A 20494-nucleotide genomic window follows, 5' to 3' on the forward strand; every position below is an offset into this window, starting at 1 on the left:
GGTGACCGGTGTGACCATGAACGTAACCTGTACTCAGCCGCACTGAACCGCACTCGACTGCACGGCATGACTGGGGAGGCCGATGGTCACGGTTGTCACAAGCTGGAACGGGGCGAAGGCAAGCGCGCTCCGAGTCGCGCTCCGGCTGACGGTTGACGAGCTCGCGGCCCGCATCGGCGGATCACCTCGTGGAGTTGCAAAGTGGGAACATCAGCCCGATGTGATACCGAGCATGGTCAGCCAACGGGACCTGGACCACATCCTGAGTACTGCAAACCCGGATCAGCAGGCGCGATTTGCACTGTTGCTTGAGGAACTCGGCAGAGCGGGAGCCGCAGCCGCTGGTGCAACGAACGATGCCCGACTGACGAGCGGTGGCCTATCCGCCGCCGAACAAAGGCGCATATCAGACTTGAGCGTCCCGCTGAATGGCAGCCGCGGCGTTTTATCAATTCCCACCAGTGAGACACTGGCCCGGCTCGAACAGAATCTCCGAAGCCAGTACTCGGCTGACAATCTGCTCGGCCCACGTGAACTGATGCCGCTGATGAAGTCGTACGTCAGCATGATTGAGCAGATGCAGGAGAAGGCAACGGGCGCGGTGCTCGACCAACTTCTTCGCGTCGGTTCCGGCTACGCCGAGTTTACGGGCTGGCTCCACCACGACGCCGGTGATCTTCGTGGAGCCGCCACTTGGGCAACGCGCGCGTTGGAATGGGCTCAGGCCGGCATGGACGAGCGCATGACATCGTTCGTACTAATGCGCCGAGCAGCGGGCGCATTGACGGCCAGGAACGGAGCCTACGCAGTTCGGTTCGCGCAGGCAGCCCAACGCTTCGAGTCGGCGGAGACGGGCCGGATTCGAATCATCGCTGCCGTGACCGAGGCACATGGTCACGCGATTGCCGGTGCCGGCGGAGAGGTCGACCGCGTCTTTGATACCGCGGCCGGACTGTTGGAACGGTACGACGGAGAGATCATTGACGGCGATCCGACTGCAGATCGATACTGCGAACCCGCGCTTTACGTGAAGATCGCGCGCGCCAAGTGCGCTTTAGAATTGGGACGGGCCGGTGATGCGGTGGCAGCGTTCACAGATGTCCTCAGCAGCCTTCCCCCGGACTATCACCGGGATCGGGGCCAGTATCTCGGCTCACTTGCCCGCGCACACATCCTCGCCGAGCAACCTGAAGCCTCGACGGTTGCCGCCGAGGAGGCGTACAGCATCGCCATCGCTACAGGCTCAACCCGCACGCTGATGGACCTCCGTGGCACGCTGCCAAACGGTCTGGCCAGGTGGTCCCACATTCCCGAAGTTGAGCGGTTCTGTGCCATGCTCGCTGCGGTCGAACCAGAGATTGGCGGTAACTAGGTGTTCTCACTTGCCACAGACGCAGCGCCAGGACGCCCGAACGAGGACTTCGTCGTAGCAACCCCGGATCTTGCCATCGTTGTGGATGGCGCGGGCGTTCCTATGGGTGGTTGCCACCACGGCGTCGCGTGGTACGCGCAGCAACTTGGCGCCCGCACGTTGAGCGCCCTCGCCGGGCGGCCAGACCTTCCACTTAGGGATGGACTGTACGAGGCGCTCGCGGCGGTGGCAGCATCCCATGCCGCGACTTGCGACCTCGAGGATCCGGGTACGCCGTGCGCCGCGGTCGGCATTCTTCGAATCGGCGCCGACACCGTCGATACGCTCGCGCTCTCGGATGTGACCGTAATGGTCGAGAACAGCGAAGGCCCGCAGATCACCTGCGATCTACGTATCGAGGAGATCTCAGGGACCGAGCCGGATGCTGTTGCTGGTCTGTTGTTCAACACCCCTGAGCACAAGGCCGCATTGTCTGCCCTGGTCGGTAGCCAGACCCGGACCCGCAATCGCGACGACGGATGGTGGGTGGCTGCCGCCGATCCCGAGGCGGCGTGCCATGCAATGGTCAACAGTTACGCGAGCTCTGACGTACGTCGTCGTGCGATCTTCTCCGATGGCGCGACGCGGCCAGTGGATCAAATGGGGCTGTACAGCTGGCCTGAGTACTTGGAGCTACTCGACAAGCTCGGGCCACGCGGTCTGATTGCGCACGTCCGGGAGATCGAATCAGCGGACCCGGATGGCGCATCTCACCCACGTACGAAACGACACGATGATGCGACCGTAGCTACCTGGCACCAACGCGCCTGGAGCGCGGCCCGGCAACGGCCATCAATGCACGAACTGATGTGGCAAGCGACCTAGCTCAAGTCGTACGTCGGCGCTCATCCACCCCATCTAGTGGGTGGATGATCCGTCTCATCGATCGCTGTCGTCGCGCGGCACCGACGATGTAGTCGGTCTTTGGGACCAGCTTAGAACTAGCCCATCTAGCACGATCGCCACCGACGAGCAATCTTACGAGATCCGACGCAACCGGTGTATCTCAACTTCAGAGGATCGCAATCAATGGCTCGGCCGGTAGGTCAACGAAGCGCTTGAGTAGCGATCTATCGGGCCTGGGCGTCGCTCGAACCTCGGCTGGACTACTAGGTCCGTCCGGAGCCCGCTCGCATATGCCTGCCACATCTTGACTCGAAGCCAGAGCCGAGTGACTGTTACAGAAGCGGGACGGGTGATGACGACGCTGCCGCCAAGTTGCAACCGGGGCGGCTGACGAACTTGGCAACGCGCGGGCAAGGGGGAGAGCGCATGATTACCGTTTTGGTAAGCGATGCCGAGGGCAAGCAGATTGCCGTCGATGGGCAATCCAACGTTACACTGCGCAGCAGTGATGCCAACAACACGTGGCGTTTTGGCAAGGATAATAAACCAAAAGGTGACCTCAACATTAAGAATGCCACTGTCAATGATCTAGGTCGCTACACCTCGGTAAATGGCGGCAAGGACGTTGAATCGGTTGACCTAATCGCGGGCAGGGGTCTGTATTCCGGTTCAGCCGCAAAGGGTTGGACATTCATCATAGTTGGGGTCGTCATTCTCGTCTTAACGATCTTGGCTGTGGTCGCCTCGAAGCCAGGCGCGCGATCAACGGCCACGCCAGATGATGTTCGAAACTGGGCAGTCGCACTTGCCATCGCTACTCTGGTATTCGCGGGTGCCGTCTACTCCGGCCTCGTCAAATTCTACCGAACCGATCGAGGCTTCTTCAGCCTATTTGTCGGCACTGACCGCCGCACTTCAACCTCAAGAACACAACTGCTGCTATGGACCCTCCTGGTCGCCTTTGCATTAGCATTTATCGGGGCGACAAGTCTTCTCTCCGAGAGCGCACATTTCCAATGCGCCGTAGGCGATCTCGCGCCACGGAACTGCATAGTGGGAAGCTCTTGGGATGCTTACCTGATCCTCATCGGATTGCCCGCCACCTCCGCCGTTGTCGCGAGTGGAATCGTGGCGACAAAAGTTTCCAACGGAGAACAACAGAAGACGACGTCTACGGGGACTCCAAAGGTTGGGGAGGTGGCCACGGCCGACAATGGTGATGTAGATATCATCGACGTTCAATATCTGGTGTTTAATCTTATTGCCTGGCTCTATGTTGCCACTCGGTTCATACAAAACGGTGTCTTGCCCGAGGTTCCTGCGATCCTCCTCGGCTTGACCGGGGCCGCCGCCGGTGCGTACGTTTTGAACAAGGGGCTGCAAGACAATAAGCCGGTTATCACGTCCGTAGCTCCTGGCACCATTGCGGTAGGAACTACCGTCACGGTCTGGGGGCAGAATTTTGTGGCTCCGGGAGCTATCGACAACCTTGTGACGGTTAAGATCGGCGGTACGGCTAATGAGCAGGAGCTTGACACGACGGGTACCCGCCTAGTGTTCAAGGCGCCCGCTGGTATGACAGCCGGCACCTCCGCCGTGAGCGTTGTGACTCGCGCAGGAGTTGAAACTGCACAATACCCCGTCACGATCGTAGACCTGCCTGCACCCTAGTCGTCGGAAACGTTGGTGCCGCACAATTGCGAAACTCTCGTCGCGCGACTGGCCGAGACCGGTTCTCTGCAGGATGCCCAACGTGGCTGCCGGCCACACGTTCAGCTGCGCCGGCATCCTCGCTAGATGTTGCGTCTTCGAATCTCGCCACTGGACAGCAATTCTGCCAGCACCAACAAGAACCTCAGATGAAGGAGTAGGCGAATGCCAAGTGTTGAAGACGTATTTAATCAACTCGTAGGCGTTAATGAGAGGCTGGACCGCCTACATTCAGACGCCTCCTCGATCGTCGCGACTAGCCAAGCGACGCTCGAAGGTTTGACCTCTCTAGGTGGCCACGTCGCCGGAGTCAACCCGAGACTCGACACACTGCATACCGATGAAGGCACTACAACGGCTGCGGTTCAGTCCGTGCGAGCGAGCATCGAGGCCCTTGCAAGCACGCTTGACAGCGGCTTTGCCACACTGAACGCGTCGATCATCGCGCTCGCCAGGCACCAGGAGAAGGGGCTACAGATTCAACAGCATCTTACTCGCCAGAATGACACACTTATCTGCGCTCTCGAAAAGGTATCTCGAAATACCTGTGAACTGTGGAATGAGACAGTGAGGCCTAAGAAGGACGCGAGCTGCGTCTACCAGCCCTGCCCCTCGCCGCCAGTCCTGAATTTGGACCTGGCCTAAGGGCAGGAGGTTGACGGGTGTGATGCGACCTGCGACGCAGACCGCGCCCACCCAATCGGCCTGGAGGCGGGAGGCAGGCACCAACTACGCCCACCGCACCGGCGGAGAGGGTGACGGATCTCGTCCAGCACCGACTCAGGCGTCGCACAGCTTGAGGGAGCTCAAATCGAACGTGGGGGCGTCCGCACATGCTCTTTGTTTTGAAGACTGATCTCCAGAGTAATACGCCGCTTAGCCCCGACCGCGTCTTTGGTGACCTTTGGTGGATCACCGGCGGGGACATGCAGTTGGGATCCAGCACTGAATTGCTGGTCGACAAGGTCGTGTATGAGCGCATAGACAAACCTAGTTTATTCTCGAGCGTGATCAAGGCCATTGTCGACAAGGAGAACGTCAACGTGATGGTGGCGGGTCTCGCGACTTTTCGAGGCGCAGCGCGTGTACAAAGCACCGTGCTCTATTCCAACGGTGACATCTCGATTTTGTATGACGCCGACGCTTGTGCCCATCAGGGCAGCTACACGTACGACGACGCGGGCGACAAAATTTGTGTGCTGCCGGCTGTCGCCCTGTATCATGAGCTTATTCATGCTTTTCGGCATATTACGAACCAGAGTCTGCCGGGTGCGTCTGAGGAGCGGGCGGCTATTGGCCAGGAGAATCTACTCAGGGCGGCCAATCGCCTCGAACTTCGCGCACTCGACTCGTGGAATATTCCCGGGGGCTGCGGTAAGCCCGATAAGTGCGGTGGAAAAGACGTAGTTGACGGAGGCGCTTCGTGTTTCGTCGTCAAGGCGTGCTTCGGGAGCGGCTACGAGGCTGCCGTCGGCAACCTCCGAGATGAGCGCAATAAATGGGCTTCACGGGAGCCGCGCTTCGCCGGGCTTCTGCTCGAATTTTATCCTGAATACTATGCCATAGGAACGCGGCTGGCTAGGTTGCTCATGACCGTACCGGCCCACCTAGAGGTCGTGCGTGAAGTGTTGATCAAACCATATCTGGCCTTTTGGCACGTGCTATACCTATTGGCCGAAGATCCTCAGAGTCGGTTGGCGATGCCGGCCCTTCGAGAAGCCATCTCGGCAACTATGATTCCTGACCGGCACGCTATACAAATGCTGTTGGCACAGTCGTACGGGAGCGATGGTCGCGCCCCCACGTTGCTGACGGGCCAGAGCGTCGATGCCGTCCAGTTTTGTCTGGCGCAAGAACCAGGCGGCTTCGGCGGGTTCCCGTTGTTTCGATGGGCTGTACTCGAGCCGATTCGACTCCTATATAGCGAATTAGGGAAGGATCTATTGCACTGCCTTCCAAACGGCGTCGGCGGCGATCCGTCCGTCCAGCGATTCGTAGATGAAGCTTTGGGTTGGGCTCGGTCGTGTCCGTCCGAATCGGGCAGGAGTCTCGCGACAGAACTTGTCGACCGGCTGAGGGTCGCAACATGAAGGCTCAGTTGCGGTGTCACGCCAAGGCAGGAGTGCTCCACATCGAGCTTCTCAATATGGAGGACGTGGTAGTCCATGCGTGCGTCGAGCTCGTGTCCACGCATTATGACGAAGTATCTCGAGAGTTGCGCTTCCACTTCGATCCACGGTGGGTCCCGTTCGTCGGCAGAGTCCGCGTTCTTAGTTCCGAGCCGAGGCTTGTTGCTCAGAAGGTTATCTTGCCAGGTGAAAGTATTCGGCTCGACCGAGCACTGCCCGAAACTGTGGACGTCCTCCGCAGCGAAGGTGCCAACAGTCGGATGGAAGGTGTCCCCGTCGCAGGACGTATCGCTCGTGTGAAGACCACGATTGCGATCGCTCGGACTCCCCTTGAGGCCGTCGGGGCTACCTACGAGACCTGCGACTGCGTTACGGCTGTTGACCCGTAGCAGCGGGTTGGTCTGGCCGAGGTTGGTAGTCCGTCAGTCAACCTGCATGTAGCAGTCGCCGAGGTGGGGTCGAGCTGCCCGTCGTGGTCATAGTCTGGTCGGTTGCGACATGCCACCGCACCAGGTCGCGAGTCATGAGCCATCGGTGATTCCGAACAGGTACCCGACGATGCTCACGTCGTCGGGTAGTGCACGCAGAGCTGGATCGGTCTGCGCAGGGTTCTAGGCATTGACTGTGCGGCCGGATGTGGGGTGCTCCAGCCACGAGAGCTGCCCGGTTCTCGTCAAGCAGCTACATCTCGAAATCCGTCCACTGGCTGAGGGCGCCCGTCCACTTGTGCTGGACGCCAGCGGTGGTACGGGTCGCTCCGTTCTAGTTTCCTCTGCCACGCCACCACCGCCGTGCCGCTCGCAACGCTGGTGCGGGTGGCCGGAACCCGCTGGCGAGTCGAGGAGAACGTCCAGGCCGGCAAAGGCTGCGCCGGCCTGGACGAACACCAGGTCCGCACCTGGACCTCCTGGCACCGCTGGACCACCGTGGGCCATCCTCGCCCACGCCTTCCTCGCCGTCACCGCCGCCCACGCCAGACCAGCGGCCACGCCTGAACCCCGCACCACACCCAACGCCACCATCCATCACTAACAGCGGCGATTCCCCCGGCCTGCAACGAAATCCGGCACCTCCACGCACAACTGACCCGACCCGCCCACAACCAACTCCACATCGCCCGATGGAGCCAATTCCGCCGACGCCACCAGCACCGAGCCAGAGGTCGTCACTCCCAAGCACGACAGGAACGCGATCACGATCTGCGTCTGTAGTATTAGGCTGAGTCTTCTTCCAACATCTGCGGGGGAAGTAATTCCGCATACCGCTCTCGCACATATGCCATGCCCTCGCCCAGCGACGAGTCCAGCGTCAGCGCGGAGGTGAAGAACTCCAATCTGCGACGATTTTCATCGATCAGATCCCGCCATCGCCGAACATGCGCCGTTACTTTTGGCGTACCGGCCGGCCTTTCCGCCTGGGCCCAGAATTTTCCAGTCGCGAGGCCGTCAGAATGAATACGATGCCGAGCGATCGGTTGCATCTCAGTGCAGACGAGAATAAGGTCCCATTCGGCAGAGTCGCTATGGAACTGCGGGTTGTCTACTAATACGTTGCAATAATCCTCGACTTGGTCAAGTTCCTTGCGACCCACCACAACACTTGGGGCCTTGAGTTCGACAATAAGATGCCGAGTTCGATCGTACTCTCGTCTAATCGTGGCCAAATGCAGATCCACCCGGCCAGTCTTACCATCCCATCTACGCACCGCCCGTGCATCACCTTCAGGCAGCCCACCCAGCCTTAAATGGGTCCGCAGGACCTCCGTCAGCCCGCGCTCGCTGCTCATCATCTGATATTCCTCGCCGAAGACCCATAGCTCTTTCTCCAGAATCTTGTGGAGGTGATCCCGCTCGTTCAAGACCTTCGAGTCTGTCGGATGGAATATCATGTGTTCCAGAGCCGCGAGGAACTTACTTCGATCAGAAACCGAGCTGGCCGATTTGATAATCGCTGGTAACGACGTTTCATTGAGAAGGCCCAGAAGCATGTCCCTATCCTCGCCACTGAGGGCTACTAGTTCGTGCAGAATCGCAGTCAGCTTCTCCGGATCATGGCGGACAACATCCCGAAGAAGCGCGAGAGTCAACTGCGCATCCGTCCGGTTCTTAGCGATATGCGGACTTAAGGTGCCGGAGACAACGTCGAATACCGCGCGCTCTGCCACCTCAGCCTCCGAGGTCGGGTCTCCGCGGTACGGATAGATTCCCTTCTCCTGCCAGCGGAGAATTTGCTCCCGCCGTCGCTGCCTCCTCCTCAAGGCGAAGTGCTGCCGCAAAAGGCGTCTCGTGCTCGCCCAAATCTCATTTATGGGCTCAGGCGCCAACCCTGCAACCTGAATAGCTTCGGCCTGGTCTTGGAGCGCAGGGCAGGTTATGTACGCGGAGAATGTGAACTGACTCTCCAGGTCTGAGCCGTCTAATTCGAACGTGAAGTGTTGGTCATCGCCACCGAAGTAGAGTCGGCGGTGAGCTCCCGACCGCCATTCAATTACACGGACGACGACTTCCAGGTCCCCTTCCGGAGACTGAACCGTTGTGGACATTACGGCGTCATCACGAATCTCCGACGCTGGATCTATCGCGATACCCGCATAAGAGATCTCAACGTCTGGCTCGTTCAGGAGCATGGGCGCAAAGCTCGACGAAATATGCGAGAGCGCTCGATCTGGCTCAAGCGCAGCAAGAGAGCGCTGATCGTCATTGAAAGCACGGAAGGTTGTTCCGGGGCGATCGTCTGCTGGCGTGACGAGATCCCAATGAAATACATTCCGTTGCCCACGAGTCCCATCGATTGTCAATGTCTGCATGGATCCTGGGACCCCTACCGATGTGCTTCGCCAACGAACTCTACTACCAAGGGCGAAAGCGCGGAGTCGGCCTTGCCCGGAGCTTCCGTGCACTCCCCGCTTATCATTCTTCGAGCGTCGCGTTCCTCTCTTCCAGGAATCCCCGATTCGCCCGAATGCACTTTGAACTTCCTCAACAGTGATTCCGTGTCCGTCATCGTCGACGACGACAGAGGTGATCGCGCCGGCGTCACCCCGCTCAAGATCGACTGTCACCTTCGTCGCCTCGGCATCAATCGAATTCCAAACCAATTCGACAATCGCTCGAACGGCGTCAGACTCTCTCGCAAGTCGCTGGACCAGATCATTGCTTGCTTCGAGCATGAGATCAGGCATGGTAAAGACTAACGCGACCCGCGCAGCCTTGTCTCTAGCTAGTCGCCAAGAATCCTCGCGGCCGGCGGGTGCGACGCAAGCATCGGTTGTGTCAGATGCTCGCAGAGACGGCCGAAATGTTGGATCAACTGGCCGACATTTCGGCACCGTCGAGGACCTCGTCCGTGACGAGTGCAAAGCTGCGGATAGGGAACACTGCAGGGGAAGGCCACCGACGTCGCGGCCGGGCAACTCGCCCGTGTGGCGTTGGCGCCAGCGCTTGCGCCTTTAGCCGCGTTGTCGATGGAGGTACGCGTGGCTGCGGTGATGTTCTGCCCGGACAGCTCCAAGCATCCGGATCCGGAGAATGCCTGCGCACGGCAACTACTTGGCGCCCTTGGATTGCGACGGGCGCAGCGGCGTAGCTCTCCATAGATGCCGGTCGGACGGACCAATCCACCGGGAACAGCGTGGAAACAAACGGGAGTCGAAACCACCGAACTGGTGATGTCTAGTGAGGCCCGAGGAGTATCGCCGGACTCTCTCGGTTACTCCCGAAGCTTGACGCTGGACGCTCGGCCCTCCTGCTGTAGGACAACGGGTCGTCGCCCTCGCGACGCCCGAATGAGCCCCTCGTCCGCCAGCAGGGCGATAGCACGATGTGCGGTACTGACGGCTACGCCATATCTGTGCGCAAGATCCTTGACGGGCGGGAGAACGTCACCCACCGCCAGCGCCCCGCACCTAATGGCTCCGCGCAGATCGCGAGCGATCTGAATGTACGGGCCGCGCGGGGTCGACCCTTCTTCGGACTCGGCGGAGCTGGCTCGGTCGGCCGCGCCGCTAGCGAGACTTCCGGCCGGGCGAGCAGGCATTCGACCGGCGAGGGCCGGCGCGGCTCGTTGATCCGCCTCAGCCAGCCAAGCAGCGTAAACGCGGAGTGTTGTAGCTCCACCACCGCCGTGCCCAAGCCGGCCCGCCACGGCCCTGATGTTCACGCCAGCGTTCAGCAATTCCGTAGCGGAGTAGTGCCTGAGCTTGTGAAGCGTGCTGCCGATACCGAGCCGGCGAGCCATCCGCTCGAATCGGTGGGTAGTCGTGCTCGGGTCTAGGAATGTGCTGTGATCCGGCGCGAGGGAGAAGACGTAGCCCCTGTCGTCCATCCTGACGCCGAGCTCCTCGGCTTGGGCCTCAACTAGGGCTCGATGTTCGCGGAGAATTCCCGTGGTCTCCTCGTCGAGCACGATCCTTCGGTGCTGGTGGGTCTTGGTGTCCTTCTCGACCCACTCGCCGTTCTCGCCTTTTCCGATCGCCCGCTCGATGACGACGACGCTGTTGTCGAGCTCGAGGTGGTACCAATGGAGCGCGCAGAGCTCGCCACGGCGTGCACCCGTGGTCATCGCGGTCCAGACGAACACACCCCAGTCCGGCCCTCGTACCCACGCCTCGGTTACGAGCTGGGCGGCCTCCTGGGCGTTTGGTGGTCCGGGCTTCGCTGTCGGCATGGCCGGCTTCCTGGCCACGTCTGCAGGGTTGACGCCGAGCCAGCCCCACCGCACCGCAGCATCGAAGGCGCCGCTCAGAATCCAGTGGACCCCGCGAATCCCGGACGCTTTGTAAGGCTTGCACTGGTGTGGCTTGCACATACGCCCGCACCTGCGGCACGAGGGATTGAACGGTTCGCACGGCCCGGCCGCCCCGTGCTCATCGCAGACATGCGGGTGCTCCGTGCGGTGCTGAATATAGTCCCGGCCGTTGCAGTGGTCACGGCAGCGACGGAGGTCAGCGTAAAGCGACTCAAGTGTGTCGGCCTGGATCCGTGCGATCGGCGTCGATCCCAGAATCGGGCGGATGTGCTTGCTCGCCTTGCTGGCGTAGTCCCGTCGCGTTCCGGGGGCGACGTCGAGTCCGACTTCAAAGTAGCGGTCGAGCAGCTGGTTGACGGTTGCGGAGGTCCGTGGCGCGCGCCTCTCGTCAACCTGGTTCTGAAGCCTGGTGAGCGCCTTCTCAGCCTTCCGCTTGGCGTCCGGGCCGGCGGCGATGGTCTCCCTGAGGTACACGGTCTTCTTGGTGACAGGATCGACGCCGGCATAGACCCGCACCCTGTATGCGCCGCCGCGTTCCTCGATGTTGCCCCGCTGTTTGCGGGCACTGTTCGTAGCCACGTACCGAATCGTACGAGACGAGTTCATGCCCACAGTCATGCCCAGGACCGGAGATGACGTGCGTTGCGACAGACAATGAGGCGGTCAGGGCAAGAAGAAAGCCCAGGTCAGAAGGACTTTCTGCCTGGGCTTGGGTGGCGCGCTCGGAGGGATTCGAACCCCCAACCTTCTGATCCGTAGTCAGATGCTCTATCCGTTGAGCTACGAGCGCTGGACAACGTCGAGTAACGATACATGGGGGAGGTGGGTGGAGGCCAATCGGCTCCGGGGGAGCGGTGCGGCGCCCGTACGGCGGGGTGGGGCGGCCCTACGATCCGGGGCATGGGTATCGAGGATTTGCTGGGTGGGCGGGATCTGGGGGACGTGAAGAAGGCCGTCGGGTTCGTGATGGCGAACTCGGACGACTTCGAGAAGGTGCTCACGTTGGTGCGGGGGCTGCCGGACGATGCGGCGGGGTTCATCGGGAAGTTGCCGGAGTTGCTGAAGACGATCGGGACGGGGCTGGCCGAGGCCGGGGAGCAGGCGGCGAAGGCGGCTGGGGCGCTGGTCGGGGACGACGGCGAGGGTGGGGCGCGGAAGGCGCTGACCAGGAGTGCGAGCACCATGCACGCGGCCAAGGACCGGCTGAAGGAGGCTTCCGGGATGCTGTCCGGGCTGGCCGGTGAGCTGGACATGATCCCGGGGATCGGCGACGCGGCTGCGAAGAAGCTGAACGACGGCAGCGGGCAGATCGGCGGGGTCGCGACGGAGATCGAGAGCCTGGCCGGCAACCTGCAGGATCTGTCCGGGATCCTGTCGACCGTCGGCGACGCGCTGAAGGGTCTCGGCACCAAGCTGACCGAGTCCGGCGGCTCGGTGAAGACTCTCTTGGACTAGCGCGGAACCGGCCACCCCGGAGGTCCGTCCAAGCCGCGTCGTTGACCGGTAAGGGAGGACCTCTGCGTGACTAAGGTCGCGGACATGGCGAGTCGACTGGTTCGGGGTACGGCGATCGCGTGCGGAGTGGCCGCGGTCGCGGGGGCCGGGATCGGGTACGCACTCGGCGATCCGGTGCAGCCGGAGGACATCCTGCCGGCCCGGAAGTTGTCGGACGGTGTCTGCGACCGGATCGGTGACGTGGCCAGTCTGTTGCCCCCAGCATCGAAGGCGTCGAAGGAGCCGGTCACGCTCGACCAGGTCGGGACGTCGACGGTCACCTGCACGTCTCAGTCCGGATCGCAGCGGCGCACCTTCAGCAGCGCGGCGGTGAAGCTGACGGTCACGCCGTACGGCGGACGCGACATCGGGGCCGGCAAGGTGCCACTCAGCCCGGCGCAGAACGCGAAGTGGACCTGGGAGCGGAGCCCGCTGGAGACCGTTCCCGATCGCCCGTACCCGACCAAGCTCGGCCGGACCTCCCGAGGGCTCGGCGGTGAGTCCTGGGCGATCAACGCGTTGGTACGGCGCGGGGACATCGTCGTCCACGTGGTGTACACGGCCAGCCCGATCGAGCAGAAGGCTGCTGAGCAGGCGGCCCTGGTGCTGGCGGATCGTGCGATCTGGGAGACGAAGTGAACAGCATCCCGCAGATCCCCGGGTACCAGTTCGACCGGCAACTGCTGACGCATCCGCTCGCGGACCTCTGGCGCGGCCGCAGCTTCACCGGCATGGAGGTCGTCGCGCTGGTGCTGAGCGACGCCGGTTCGCGCGACGCGGTGGTGCGCGACCGCCTCGTCAAGGCCGGCCGTGGCGCGGCACTCGAGCCCGGGCAGGAGGAGACACCGCTGTGGGCGGCGAACTTCAGCTCCGACCGCCCGTACGCGATCACCCAACTGATCCCGGGGCAGTCCGGCGCCGAGCGGCTGATCGACCCGCTCGACGGCATCATCGGCAACGACGCCGAAGCCCTGCAGACGGTCCGGTCCCAGCTCAGCCAGTACGGCGCTGTGCCGCCGAACGGAGACACCCAGTTCCCGACGTACGCAGACCAACCACAAACAGACCCACACCAGCCGAAGCCGCAGTCCAAGGTGGAGTTCGCCAGGGAGTACCGGCACAAGATCGGCGGCTGGATCTACCTGGCATCCGTCCTCGGCGTGCTCGTCGCCTTCTCCATCACGTACTCGATCGGCTCCGCGATCGGCAGCACGGTCAAGGACGAGCCGGTCGAAGCAGTACCGGCCGCGGTCAGCCCGAGCCCGTTCCTGTCGCCGGCCCTGCTGCCCGGTGTCGAGCGCGTCACGACCGCGCAGTACAAGCAGCCGACCGGATCCCCGGGAGTGATCGGCGCCGCCTACGCGGCCGGTGCGGACGTCCAGCCGATCGTGTTCGCCGGGCTCCCGTTCCCGTTCGGTTGGCCGCGGCCGCCGGAGGTCAGCTCGCTCGGCGAGTCCAGCTCGGCGATCTACAGCCGGGTCGTGACCAGGACGGACCCGGGCCAGCCCAAGGGCACGCTCGAGGCACGGATCGCGCTCCACCCTTGCCAGGACCTGGCCGGCTGTCTGGCCGATCGCGTTGCGTTCGACGCGGACTGGTCGAAGGGGTTCAACGCGCCCGCGCCCACCACCGCGAAGGACGCGCGGACCTGGGTCGCCGAACAGAAGTCCGAGCAGAAGACGCGGTCGTACACGCTGACGATGTCGCACGCTTTCCTGAGCGCCGGCCGCTGGTGGCTGGTCGGCGTCGTGGGAACCGGTGCAACCGGCGAGGAGCAGGACGTCCAGCGTGTGGTCAACGACATCTGGCGGCAGACCAGCTGATCCGCCGCAAAATCTTTCACGAACGGCCCGCGCGACCAGCGCGGGCCGTTCTCGTTTTCACAAGGTTCGCCGGAAAGCGATTGTCGCCAAGACTTTGTGAGCGGGCTCACATGCTCCCGGTTCTCACCACGCAGCCGAGTCGCGTACCGTTAGTACCACTTGCACACTGGTATACGCCCACTGGGTGTACTGGTATGCGAGAGATCACACCGCCAGCCAGCTGGATCGAACCGCCGGAGACCCCGGCGGCCGGAGCCGTACCTCCCCTCAGTGCCGAGGGGCCGGTCGGTTGCCGGGCCCGACAGCCGAGAGGGAATGAGCCGCCGATGACGACCACCGCCAGCCCGACCCATACCGACGCCGACGCACCTGCCGACACGGAGCCCCTCAAAGCCGAGGTACACACGTACGACCTGAGTGACGCCCCGACCACGCACGCCGGCCTGCTGGCCTGGGTCGCCGAGGTCGCCGCACTGACCCAGCCCGACCGGATCCACTGGATGGACGGCTCGGACGCGGAGTACGCGACGCTGACCGACGAGCTGATCGCCGCCGGCACCATGGTCCGGCTGAACGAGGAGAAGAAGCCGAACTCGTTCTGGGTCCGCACCGACCCCTCGGACGTGGCCCGGGTCGAGCAGCGCACCTTCATCTGCTCGGTCGACGAGGCCGACGCCGGTCCGACCAACAACTGGATGGACCCGGGCCAGATGAAGGCCCTGATGACCGAGCTGTACCGCGGCTCCATGCGCGGCCGGACGATGTACGTCGTCCCGTTCTGCATGGGCCCGCTGACCGCGGAGAAGCCGATGTTCGGGGTCGAGATCACCGACTCGGCGTACGTGGTCGCGTCGATGCGGATCATGGCCCGCACGGGTGCCGAGGTGCTCACCAAGATGGGCACCGACGCCAAGTACGTGCCCTGCCTGCACTCGGTCGGTGCTCCGCTCGCGCCCGGTGAGAAGGACGTGCCGTGGCCGTGCAACGACGAGAAGTACATCGTCCAGTTCCCGGAGGAGCGGACGATCTGGTCGTACGGCTCCGGGTACGGCGGCAACTCGCTGCTGGGCAAGAAGTGCTACTCGCTGCGGATCGCGTCGGCGATGGCTCGGGACGAGGGCTGGCTCGCCGAGCACATGCTGATCCTGAAGCTGATCTCGCCGGAGAAGAAGGTCCACTACATCGCGGCCGCGTTCCCGAGCGCGTGCGGCAAGACCAACCTGGCGATGCTCGACCCGACCCTGGAGGGCTGGCAGGTCGAGACGCTCGGCGACGACATCGCCTGGATGCGGTTCGGTCCGGACGGGCGCCTGTACGCCGTCAACCCCGAGTTCGGCCTGTTCGGTGTGGCCCCGGGGACCGGCTGGAAGACGAACCCGAACGCGATGCGCACGATCGAGAAGGGCAACTCGGTCTTCACCAACGTGGCGCTGACGGACGACGGTGACGTCTGGTGGGAGGGCTACTCGCCGACCCCGCCGAACCACCTGACCGACTGGAAGGGCCGGGAGTGGACGCCGGACAACGGTGAGCTGTCCAGCCACCCGAACAGCCGGTTCTGCACCCCGATCAAGCAGTGCCCGATCATCGCCGACGAGTACGAGGACCCGAACGGCGTACCGATCTCGGCGATCATCTTCGGCGGCCGGCGCGCCACCACGGTGCCGCTGGTGACCGAGTCGCGGGACTGGGACCACGGTGTGTTCATGGGCGCGACGCTGTCGTCGGAGACCACCGCGGCCGCGGTCGGCGAGGTCGGCGTCGTCCGGCGTGACCCGATGGCGATGCTGCCGTTCCTCGGGTACAACGCCGGTGACTACTTCGAGCACTGGCTGACCGTCGGCAAGGAGCACGACGCGGCGAAGCTGCCGAAGATCTTCTACGTCAACTGGTTCCGCAAGGACGACGCCGGCAAGTTCGTCTGGCCGGGCTTCAGCGAGAACAGCCGGGTGCTGAAGTGGGTGATCGAGCGGATCGAGGGTCAGGCCGACGCGGTCGAGACCCCGATCGGCCGGGTGCCGACGCCGGATGCGCTCGACGTCTCCGGGCTGGACCTGACGGCCGAGGAGATCGAGATCGCGCTGAAGGTCGACGCGGACGAGTGGAAGGCCGAGATCCCGCTGATCGAGGAGTGGTTCGCCAAGCTCGGCGAGAAGGTGCCGACCACGCTGAAGGTGGAGCTCGACCACCTGAGGGCACGGCTCGGCTGAGAGGACACGGTCTGCTGAGTCGGAAGCCAGCAGACCGGATGAAGGCGCGGCGCCCCGGCCCACCGGCCGGGGCGCCGCGCTGTGTCATGACCTCTCGGCCAGGATGCGCCGGACCTCCTCGTCCTCGACCGGTGAGAAGTCGCGGTAGGCCTGGCCGACGGCTGTGTAATACAGCGGCGTCCAGACGCAGACGACCTCGTCGGCGACGCGTGCCAGTCGCCGGCAGCCGTCCGAACCACCCACCGGTACGGCGACGATGACGCGTGCCGGGTCCTGTCGCCGTACCGCTGCCACGGCCGCGCGCATCGTCGAACCGGTGGCCAGCCCGTCGTCGACGAGGATCACCACCCGCCCGTGGACGTCGATCGCCGGGCGGTCGCCACGGTAGGCGTGCTCACGTCGCCGCAGCTCGCGGGTCTCCTCCTCGAGTACGTCGGCCAGCGCGTGCTCACCGGCCTCGGCGAGAACCGGCTCGTTGCGGACGGTTTGGGTCTCGCCGCCGACGCCGGCGATCGCGCCCATCGCGAGCTCGGGTTGCTGGGGCAGGCCGAGTTTGCGGACGATCAGCACGTCCAGCTGCGCGCCGAGGGCGTCCGCGACCGGCGCCGCCACGGGCACACCGCCACGCGCCAGCCCCAGCACCAGAACCGATCCGGCGACCTTGCCGAGCTCCTCGGCCAGAGCCCGGCCCGCAGCCGCCCGATCCGGGTACGGCCTCATAGTCAGCATGATCCCCCGCCAGGGCCGTGAGGCGTACTTTTGGTGGCATGCGAATTCCCGAGCACGCGCGGACGGTCCTCGAGTCGGACGCCCTCGGGCACCTCGTCACGATCAATCCGGACGGCAGTCCGCAGGTGTCGGTGATCTGGGTGGGGCTGGACGGCGACGAGATCATCGCCGCTCACGTCCCGAACAACCAGAAGGTGAAGAACATCCGCCGCGACGGCCGGGTGGTGCTGTCGGTCGAGACCGATCGGATGAACGAGATGGGCCTGACCGAGTACCTGGTGATCACCGGTACCGCCCGGATCACCGAGGGTGGGGCGGTCGACGTACTGCGGAAGCTGGCGAAGACCTACATCGGGCCGGACGCGGAGTTCCTGCCCGGTGACGACCTGCCGCCGGGATACGTCACCCACATCACTGTCGACCGCATCAGCGGCGTCGGACCTTGGAGTTGAGTGCATGAAGATCGGTGTGATGCTTCCTGTCGGTGGCGAGGACGGGCCGGACGGGAGCATGCCGGGCTGGAAGGACGTCCGGGCGGTCGCGGAGGCGGCTGACCAGAGCGGGATGGATTCGGTCTGGCTGGCGGACCACTTCTTCTACAAGGCGCCGGACGAGCGGCTGTACGGGATGCACGAGGCGTGGACGCTGCTGAGCGCGGTCGCGGCGATCACCACCCAGGTGGAGCTCGGGAACATGGTGCTCTGTGCATCGTTCCGGGACCCGGGGCTGACGGCCAAGATGGCGGCCACGCTCGACGAGGTGTCCGGCGGCCGGCTGGTGCTCGGGGTCGGCGCGGGCTGGCACGACCCGGAGTACGAGGCGTTCGGGCTGCCGACCGGCCACCGGGTCGGGCGGTTCGAGGAGTGGCTGGAGATCGTGGCCCGGCTGGTCCGTGGTGAGACCGTCACCTTCGACGGGACCTATCACCAGGTGCGCGAGGCCGTGCTCGCGCCGGCGCCGGTCAGGCCGATCCCGATCCTGGTCGCCGGGCACCGGCCGCGGATGATGCGACTGACCGCCGAGTGGGCCGACGCCTGGAACACCGCCTGGTACGGCGACGCGAACGACAAGGTCGAGGAACGCCTGGGCACGCTGCGCGACGCGGTGCAGACCGCGGGCCGGCCGGCCGGTGCGGTGAGTTCGACGGTCGGGATCATCGTCCGTGACGTCGACCAACCGGCCGTCCCCGAACCCGAGGAGCGCGCGATCGAAGGCACGGTCCAGGAGTTGGCCGCGGCGCTGGCGGCGTACCAGAAACTCGGCGTCGACCAACTGATCGTTTCCCTCGAGCCGATGACGCCACGCTCGGTCGAACGCCTCGCCAAAGCCAGGCAACTTCTGAGCGAATGAGAAGAGGGCCGCCACCTGGCGGCCCTCTGTATTGCTGCGGAGGCGGCGGGATTTGAACCCGCGAGAGGGGGTTACCCTCAACCCGCTTAGCAGGCGGGCGCCATCGACCGGACTAGGCGACGCCTCCTCCGACGGTCCCCGAGGGGGACACGACGACGGCCAAGACTATCCGCTCGACCCGCTCCGCAGCAAAGCGGGGCTCCACCACCCTGCGTGGCGGAGGCGGCACCTTGAGAGACTAGCCCGGTACCCCTGTAATCTGACGCCATCGACGGGGGTCGCCAGCATCACGTCAACCGAGTTGGTTCCGTGGGCGTCTGAAGTACCGTGGGCCGCTGCACGCGGCCGACGGAGGGTCGCCACGTCGTCGATCAGGGAACGGAGCTATGTCGCGGAGTACTCGCGCTGCCGGACGCAGGTCCGCGCCCCGAGCCAACCGGTCCCGGCACCGCACACCCCGGGCCCGCACGACCTCGAAGGCGATCGGTCTCACCCTGCTCAGCGCGCTGGTCCCCGGCTCCGGCCTGATGATGGGCGGCCGCCGGAAGCTCGGCGCCTTCGTGCTGACGCTCAGCGTCGGCCTGCTCCTGATCGCCGCGTACGTCGGCCTGACCCGGCGTGACTCGATCCTCGCGTTCGCGGTGTCGCCGCGCCAGCTGCTGATCGCGACCGCGGCCGTGGTGGTGCTCGGCATCTGCTGGATCTGGATCGTGGTGGCCTCGCACAAGCTGCTGCGGCCGGTGAGTATGACGTACACCGGCCGGCTGGCGGGGTCGATGTTCGTCGGGTTGCTCTGCTTCGGCATCGCCGTACCGACGACCGTGGCCGCGCAGACGGTGATGGCCCAGCGCGACCTGGTCGGCAGCGTGTTCCAGTCCGAGGGCGACTCGAAGAGCGCGACCCGGCCGAAGGTGGACAAGAAGGACCCGTGGGCGAACACCCCGCGGCTGAACCTGCTGCTGCTCGGCGCCGACGACGGCGTCGGCCGGGAAGGCACCCGGACCGACACGGTGATCGTGGCCAGTATCGACACCAAGACCGGTGACACCTCGCTGATCTCGCTCAGCCGGAACTGGATGCGGATGCCGTTCCCCGAGGACTCGCCGCTGCACAAGGTGTACCCGGACGGCTACTGGGACCCGAATCTGGGCAACGTCGAGCAGCCGGAGTACTACCTGGACGCGATGTACGAGAACATCCCGAAGCAGCACCCGGGGATTCTCGGCCCGACCGACAACGAGGGCGCCGACGTGCTGAAGGTCGCCGTCGGCGAGGCGCTCGACCTGGACATCGACTACTACATGCAGGTGAACCTGGCCGGGTTCCGGCAGATCATCGACGCGGTCGGCGGGATCACCGTCAACGTCAACTACCGGGTGCCGATCGGCGGCGACTACGGTGACGGGCCGGGATCGAACAGCCACAAGAAGCCGTCCAGCTACATCGAGCCGGGTCCGGACCAGAAGCTGGACGGGTACCACGCGCTCTGGTTCGCCCGCGGCCGCTACGGCCTGAGCGACCCGTCCCGGCAGGAGCGGCAGCGGTGCACCATCCACGCGCTGGTCAACAGTGTGAACCCGGCCACCCTGGTGACGAAGTACCAGCAGATCGCCTCGGCCGGTAAGCAACTGCTCCGCACCGACATCCCGCAGGAGATCCTGCCGGCCTTCATCGAGCTCGGCCTCAAGGTGAAGAACGCGAACGTCACCAACGTCGACCTGGACAAGTCCAAGAACTTCCCGACCGGCAAGAACCCGGACTACGAGGCGATGCGGGAGCTGATCCAGAAGGCGATCAGCCCGAAGTCGAAGCCGGTCGCGTCCACGCCGTCGACCACCGCGACGAAGAAGCCGTCCAGCGGTACGACGACCCGGAAGCCGACCACCAAGCCGACGGTGACACCCGGCGCCACCGAGAACCTCAACGACGCCTGCGCCTACAACCCGGCCGCGTCGGGCAACTGACAGCAACCGGCCATTCGGGTCTACGAGACCGGAGCGTCGGGAAGTATTGACCGCACTGGAACGAGTCACTGGGGGTGACTGT

15 protein-coding genes, 2 tRNA genes and 1 pseudogene are annotated in these 20494 nt (G+C 64.1%); 12 read left to right on the top strand and 6 right to left on the bottom strand.

Going from position 1 to position 20494, the window contains the following annotated elements; genetic code table 11:
* Positions 1-82: 82 nt before the first annotated feature.
* The 4 genes from ACGFIF_RS42015 to ACGFIF_RS42030 all read left to right on the top strand — a co-directional run bounded on the left by ACGFIF_RS42015 (position 83) and on the right by ACGFIF_RS42030 (position 6057).
* Positions 83-1372, top strand: coding sequence for a hypothetical protein (locus ACGFIF_RS42015; protein WP_393163100.1), 1290 nt, complete (start codon positions 83-85; stop codon positions 1370-1372).
* Positions 1373-2236 carry a hypothetical protein gene (locus ACGFIF_RS42020; protein ID WP_393163102.1) on the top strand — a complete coding sequence of 288 codons (864 nt, stop codon included), beginning with the start codon at positions 1373-1375 and terminating at the stop codon, positions 2234-2236.
* A gap of 447 nt (positions 2237-2683) precedes the next feature.
* The gene (locus tag ACGFIF_RS42025; RefSeq protein WP_393163104.1) at positions 2684-3928 is read left to right on the top strand and encodes an IPT/TIG domain-containing protein; all 1245 of its coding nucleotides are present in this window, start codon (positions 2684-2686) and stop codon (positions 3926-3928) included.
* Positions 3929-4812: 884 nt separating this feature from the next.
* Positions 4813-6057, top strand: coding sequence for a hypothetical protein (locus tag ACGFIF_RS42030; protein WP_393163106.1), 1245 nt, complete (start codon positions 4813-4815; stop codon positions 6055-6057).
* A gap of 1252 nt (positions 6058-7309) precedes the next feature.
* Here the strand turns inward: ACGFIF_RS42030 and ACGFIF_RS42035 are convergent.
* Positions 7310-8902: a hypothetical protein gene (locus ACGFIF_RS42035; protein WP_393163215.1), complete on the bottom strand. Its 1593-nt coding sequence runs from the start codon at positions 8900-8902 to the stop codon at positions 7310-7312.
* Positions 8903-8935: 33 nt separating this feature from the next.
* A pseudogene (locus ACGFIF_RS42040) lies at positions 8936-9178 on the bottom strand (ATP-binding protein); the annotation flags it as partial.
* On the opposite strand from ACGFIF_RS42040, the gene ACGFIF_RS42045 reads away from it, so the two are divergent.
* On the top strand, positions 9089-9289 hold the full coding sequence (locus ACGFIF_RS42045; protein ID WP_393163217.1) for a hypothetical protein: 201 nt from the start codon (positions 9089-9091) through the stop codon (positions 9287-9289). The pseudogene ACGFIF_RS42040 and the gene ACGFIF_RS42045 sit on opposite strands and share 90 nt — an antisense overlap.
* Positions 9290-9804: 515 nt before the next feature.
* Here the strand turns inward: ACGFIF_RS42045 and ACGFIF_RS42050 are convergent.
* Positions 9805-11421 (bottom strand): tyrosine-type recombinase/integrase, encoded by a 1617-nt coding sequence (locus tag ACGFIF_RS42050; RefSeq protein WP_393163108.1) that lies wholly within the window; start codon positions 11419-11421, stop codon positions 9805-9807.
* A 135-nt stretch (positions 11422-11556) separates the two neighbouring features.
* Positions 11557-11632 (bottom strand) — tRNA-Arg (locus ACGFIF_RS42055).
* A 110-nt stretch (positions 11633-11742) separates the two neighbouring features.
* Here ACGFIF_RS42055 and ACGFIF_RS42060 point away from each other — a divergent pair.
* From ACGFIF_RS42060 to ACGFIF_RS42075, 4 genes are all read left to right on the top strand, one after another.
* Complete coding sequence (locus tag ACGFIF_RS42060; RefSeq protein ID WP_393163110.1) at positions 11743-12297, top strand: hypothetical protein; 555 nt, start codon at positions 11743-11745, stop codon at positions 12295-12297.
* Between the two features lie 84 nt (positions 12298-12381).
* Positions 12382-12975 (top strand): hypothetical protein, encoded by a 594-nt coding sequence (locus ACGFIF_RS42065; protein WP_393163112.1) that lies wholly within the window; start codon positions 12382-12384, stop codon positions 12973-12975.
* Positions 12972-14159, top strand: coding sequence for a hypothetical protein (locus tag ACGFIF_RS42070; protein ID WP_393163114.1), 1188 nt, complete (start codon positions 12972-12974; stop codon positions 14157-14159). Before ACGFIF_RS42065 ends, ACGFIF_RS42070 begins: the two co-directional genes overlap by 4 nt.
* A 326-nt stretch (positions 14160-14485) precedes the next feature.
* Entirely contained in the window at positions 14486-16369 is a 1884-nt protein-coding gene (locus ACGFIF_RS42075; protein WP_393163116.1) for a phosphoenolpyruvate carboxykinase (GTP), read from the top strand.
* Between the two features lie 84 nt (positions 16370-16453).
* Here the strand turns inward: ACGFIF_RS42075 and ACGFIF_RS42080 are convergent, their stop codons facing one another.
* Entirely contained in the window at positions 16454-17089 is a 636-nt protein-coding gene (locus tag ACGFIF_RS42080; protein WP_393163118.1) for a phosphoribosyltransferase, read from the bottom strand.
* 47 nt (positions 17090-17136) lie between these two features.
* Between ACGFIF_RS42080 and ACGFIF_RS42085 the strand changes: the two genes are divergently transcribed.
* Both ACGFIF_RS42085 and ACGFIF_RS42090 read left to right on the top strand, forming a co-directional pair.
* Positions 17137-17550, top strand: a complete 414-nt coding sequence (locus ACGFIF_RS42085) for a PPOX class F420-dependent oxidoreductase (protein WP_393163120.1) — start codon at positions 17137-17139, stop codon at positions 17548-17550.
* 4 nt (positions 17551-17554) lie between these two features.
* Positions 17555-18448: an LLM class flavin-dependent oxidoreductase gene (locus tag ACGFIF_RS42090; protein ID WP_393163122.1), complete on the top strand. Its 894-nt coding sequence runs from the start codon at positions 17555-17557 to the stop codon at positions 18446-18448.
* A 37-nt stretch (positions 18449-18485) separates the two neighbouring features.
* On the opposite strand, the gene ACGFIF_RS42095 is transcribed toward ACGFIF_RS42090, so the two are convergent.
* Positions 18486-18575, bottom strand: a tRNA-Ser gene (locus tag ACGFIF_RS42095).
* Positions 18576-18834: 259 nt separating this feature from the next.
* Between ACGFIF_RS42095 and ACGFIF_RS42100 the strand changes: the two genes are divergently transcribed.
* Positions 18835-20412 (top strand): LCP family protein, encoded by a 1578-nt coding sequence (locus tag ACGFIF_RS42100; RefSeq protein ID WP_393163124.1) that lies wholly within the window; start codon positions 18835-18837, stop codon positions 20410-20412.
* The last annotated feature ends 82 nt before the right edge of the window (positions 20413-20494 follow it).

The sequence above is a fragment of the Kribbella sp. NPDC049174 genome (assembly GCF_043197365.1).
Lineage (GTDB): Bacteria > Actinomycetota > Actinomycetes > Propionibacteriales > Kribbellaceae > Kribbella.

Bases quoted from the DNA above. Each gene is read 5' to 3' on its own strand.
- ACGFIF_RS42080 (WP_393163118.1), bottom strand. From the start codon at position 17,089: ATGAGGCCGTACCCGGATCGGGCGGCTGCGGGCCGGGCTCTGGCCGAG.
- ACGFIF_RS42060 (WP_393163110.1), top strand. From the start codon at position 11,743: ATGGGTATCGAGGATTTGCTGGGTGGGCGGGATCTGGGGGACGTGAAG.
- ACGFIF_RS42065 (WP_393163112.1), top strand. From the start codon at position 12,382: ATGGCGAGTCGACTGGTTCGGGGTACGGCGATCGCGTGCGGAGTGGCC.
- ACGFIF_RS42090 (WP_393163122.1), top strand. From the start codon at position 17,555: ATGAAGATCGGTGTGATGCTTCCTGTCGGTGGCGAGGACGGGCCGGAC.
- ACGFIF_RS42100 (WP_393163124.1), top strand. From the start codon at position 18,835: ATGTCGCGGAGTACTCGCGCTGCCGGACGCAGGTCCGCGCCCCGAGCC.
- ACGFIF_RS42085 (WP_393163120.1), top strand. From the start codon at position 17,137: ATGCGAATTCCCGAGCACGCGCGGACGGTCCTCGAGTCGGACGCCCTC.
- ACGFIF_RS42035 (WP_393163215.1), bottom strand. From the start codon at position 8,902: ATGCAGACATTGACAATCGATGGGACTCGTGGGCAACGGAATGTATTT.
- ACGFIF_RS42025 (WP_393163104.1), top strand. From the start codon at position 2,684: ATGATTACCGTTTTGGTAAGCGATGCCGAGGGCAAGCAGATTGCCGTC.
- ACGFIF_RS42075 (WP_393163116.1), top strand. From the start codon at position 14,486: ATGACGACCACCGCCAGCCCGACCCATACCGACGCCGACGCACCTGCC.
- ACGFIF_RS42015 (WP_393163100.1), top strand. From the start codon at position 83: ATGGTCACGGTTGTCACAAGCTGGAACGGGGCGAAGGCAAGCGCGCTC.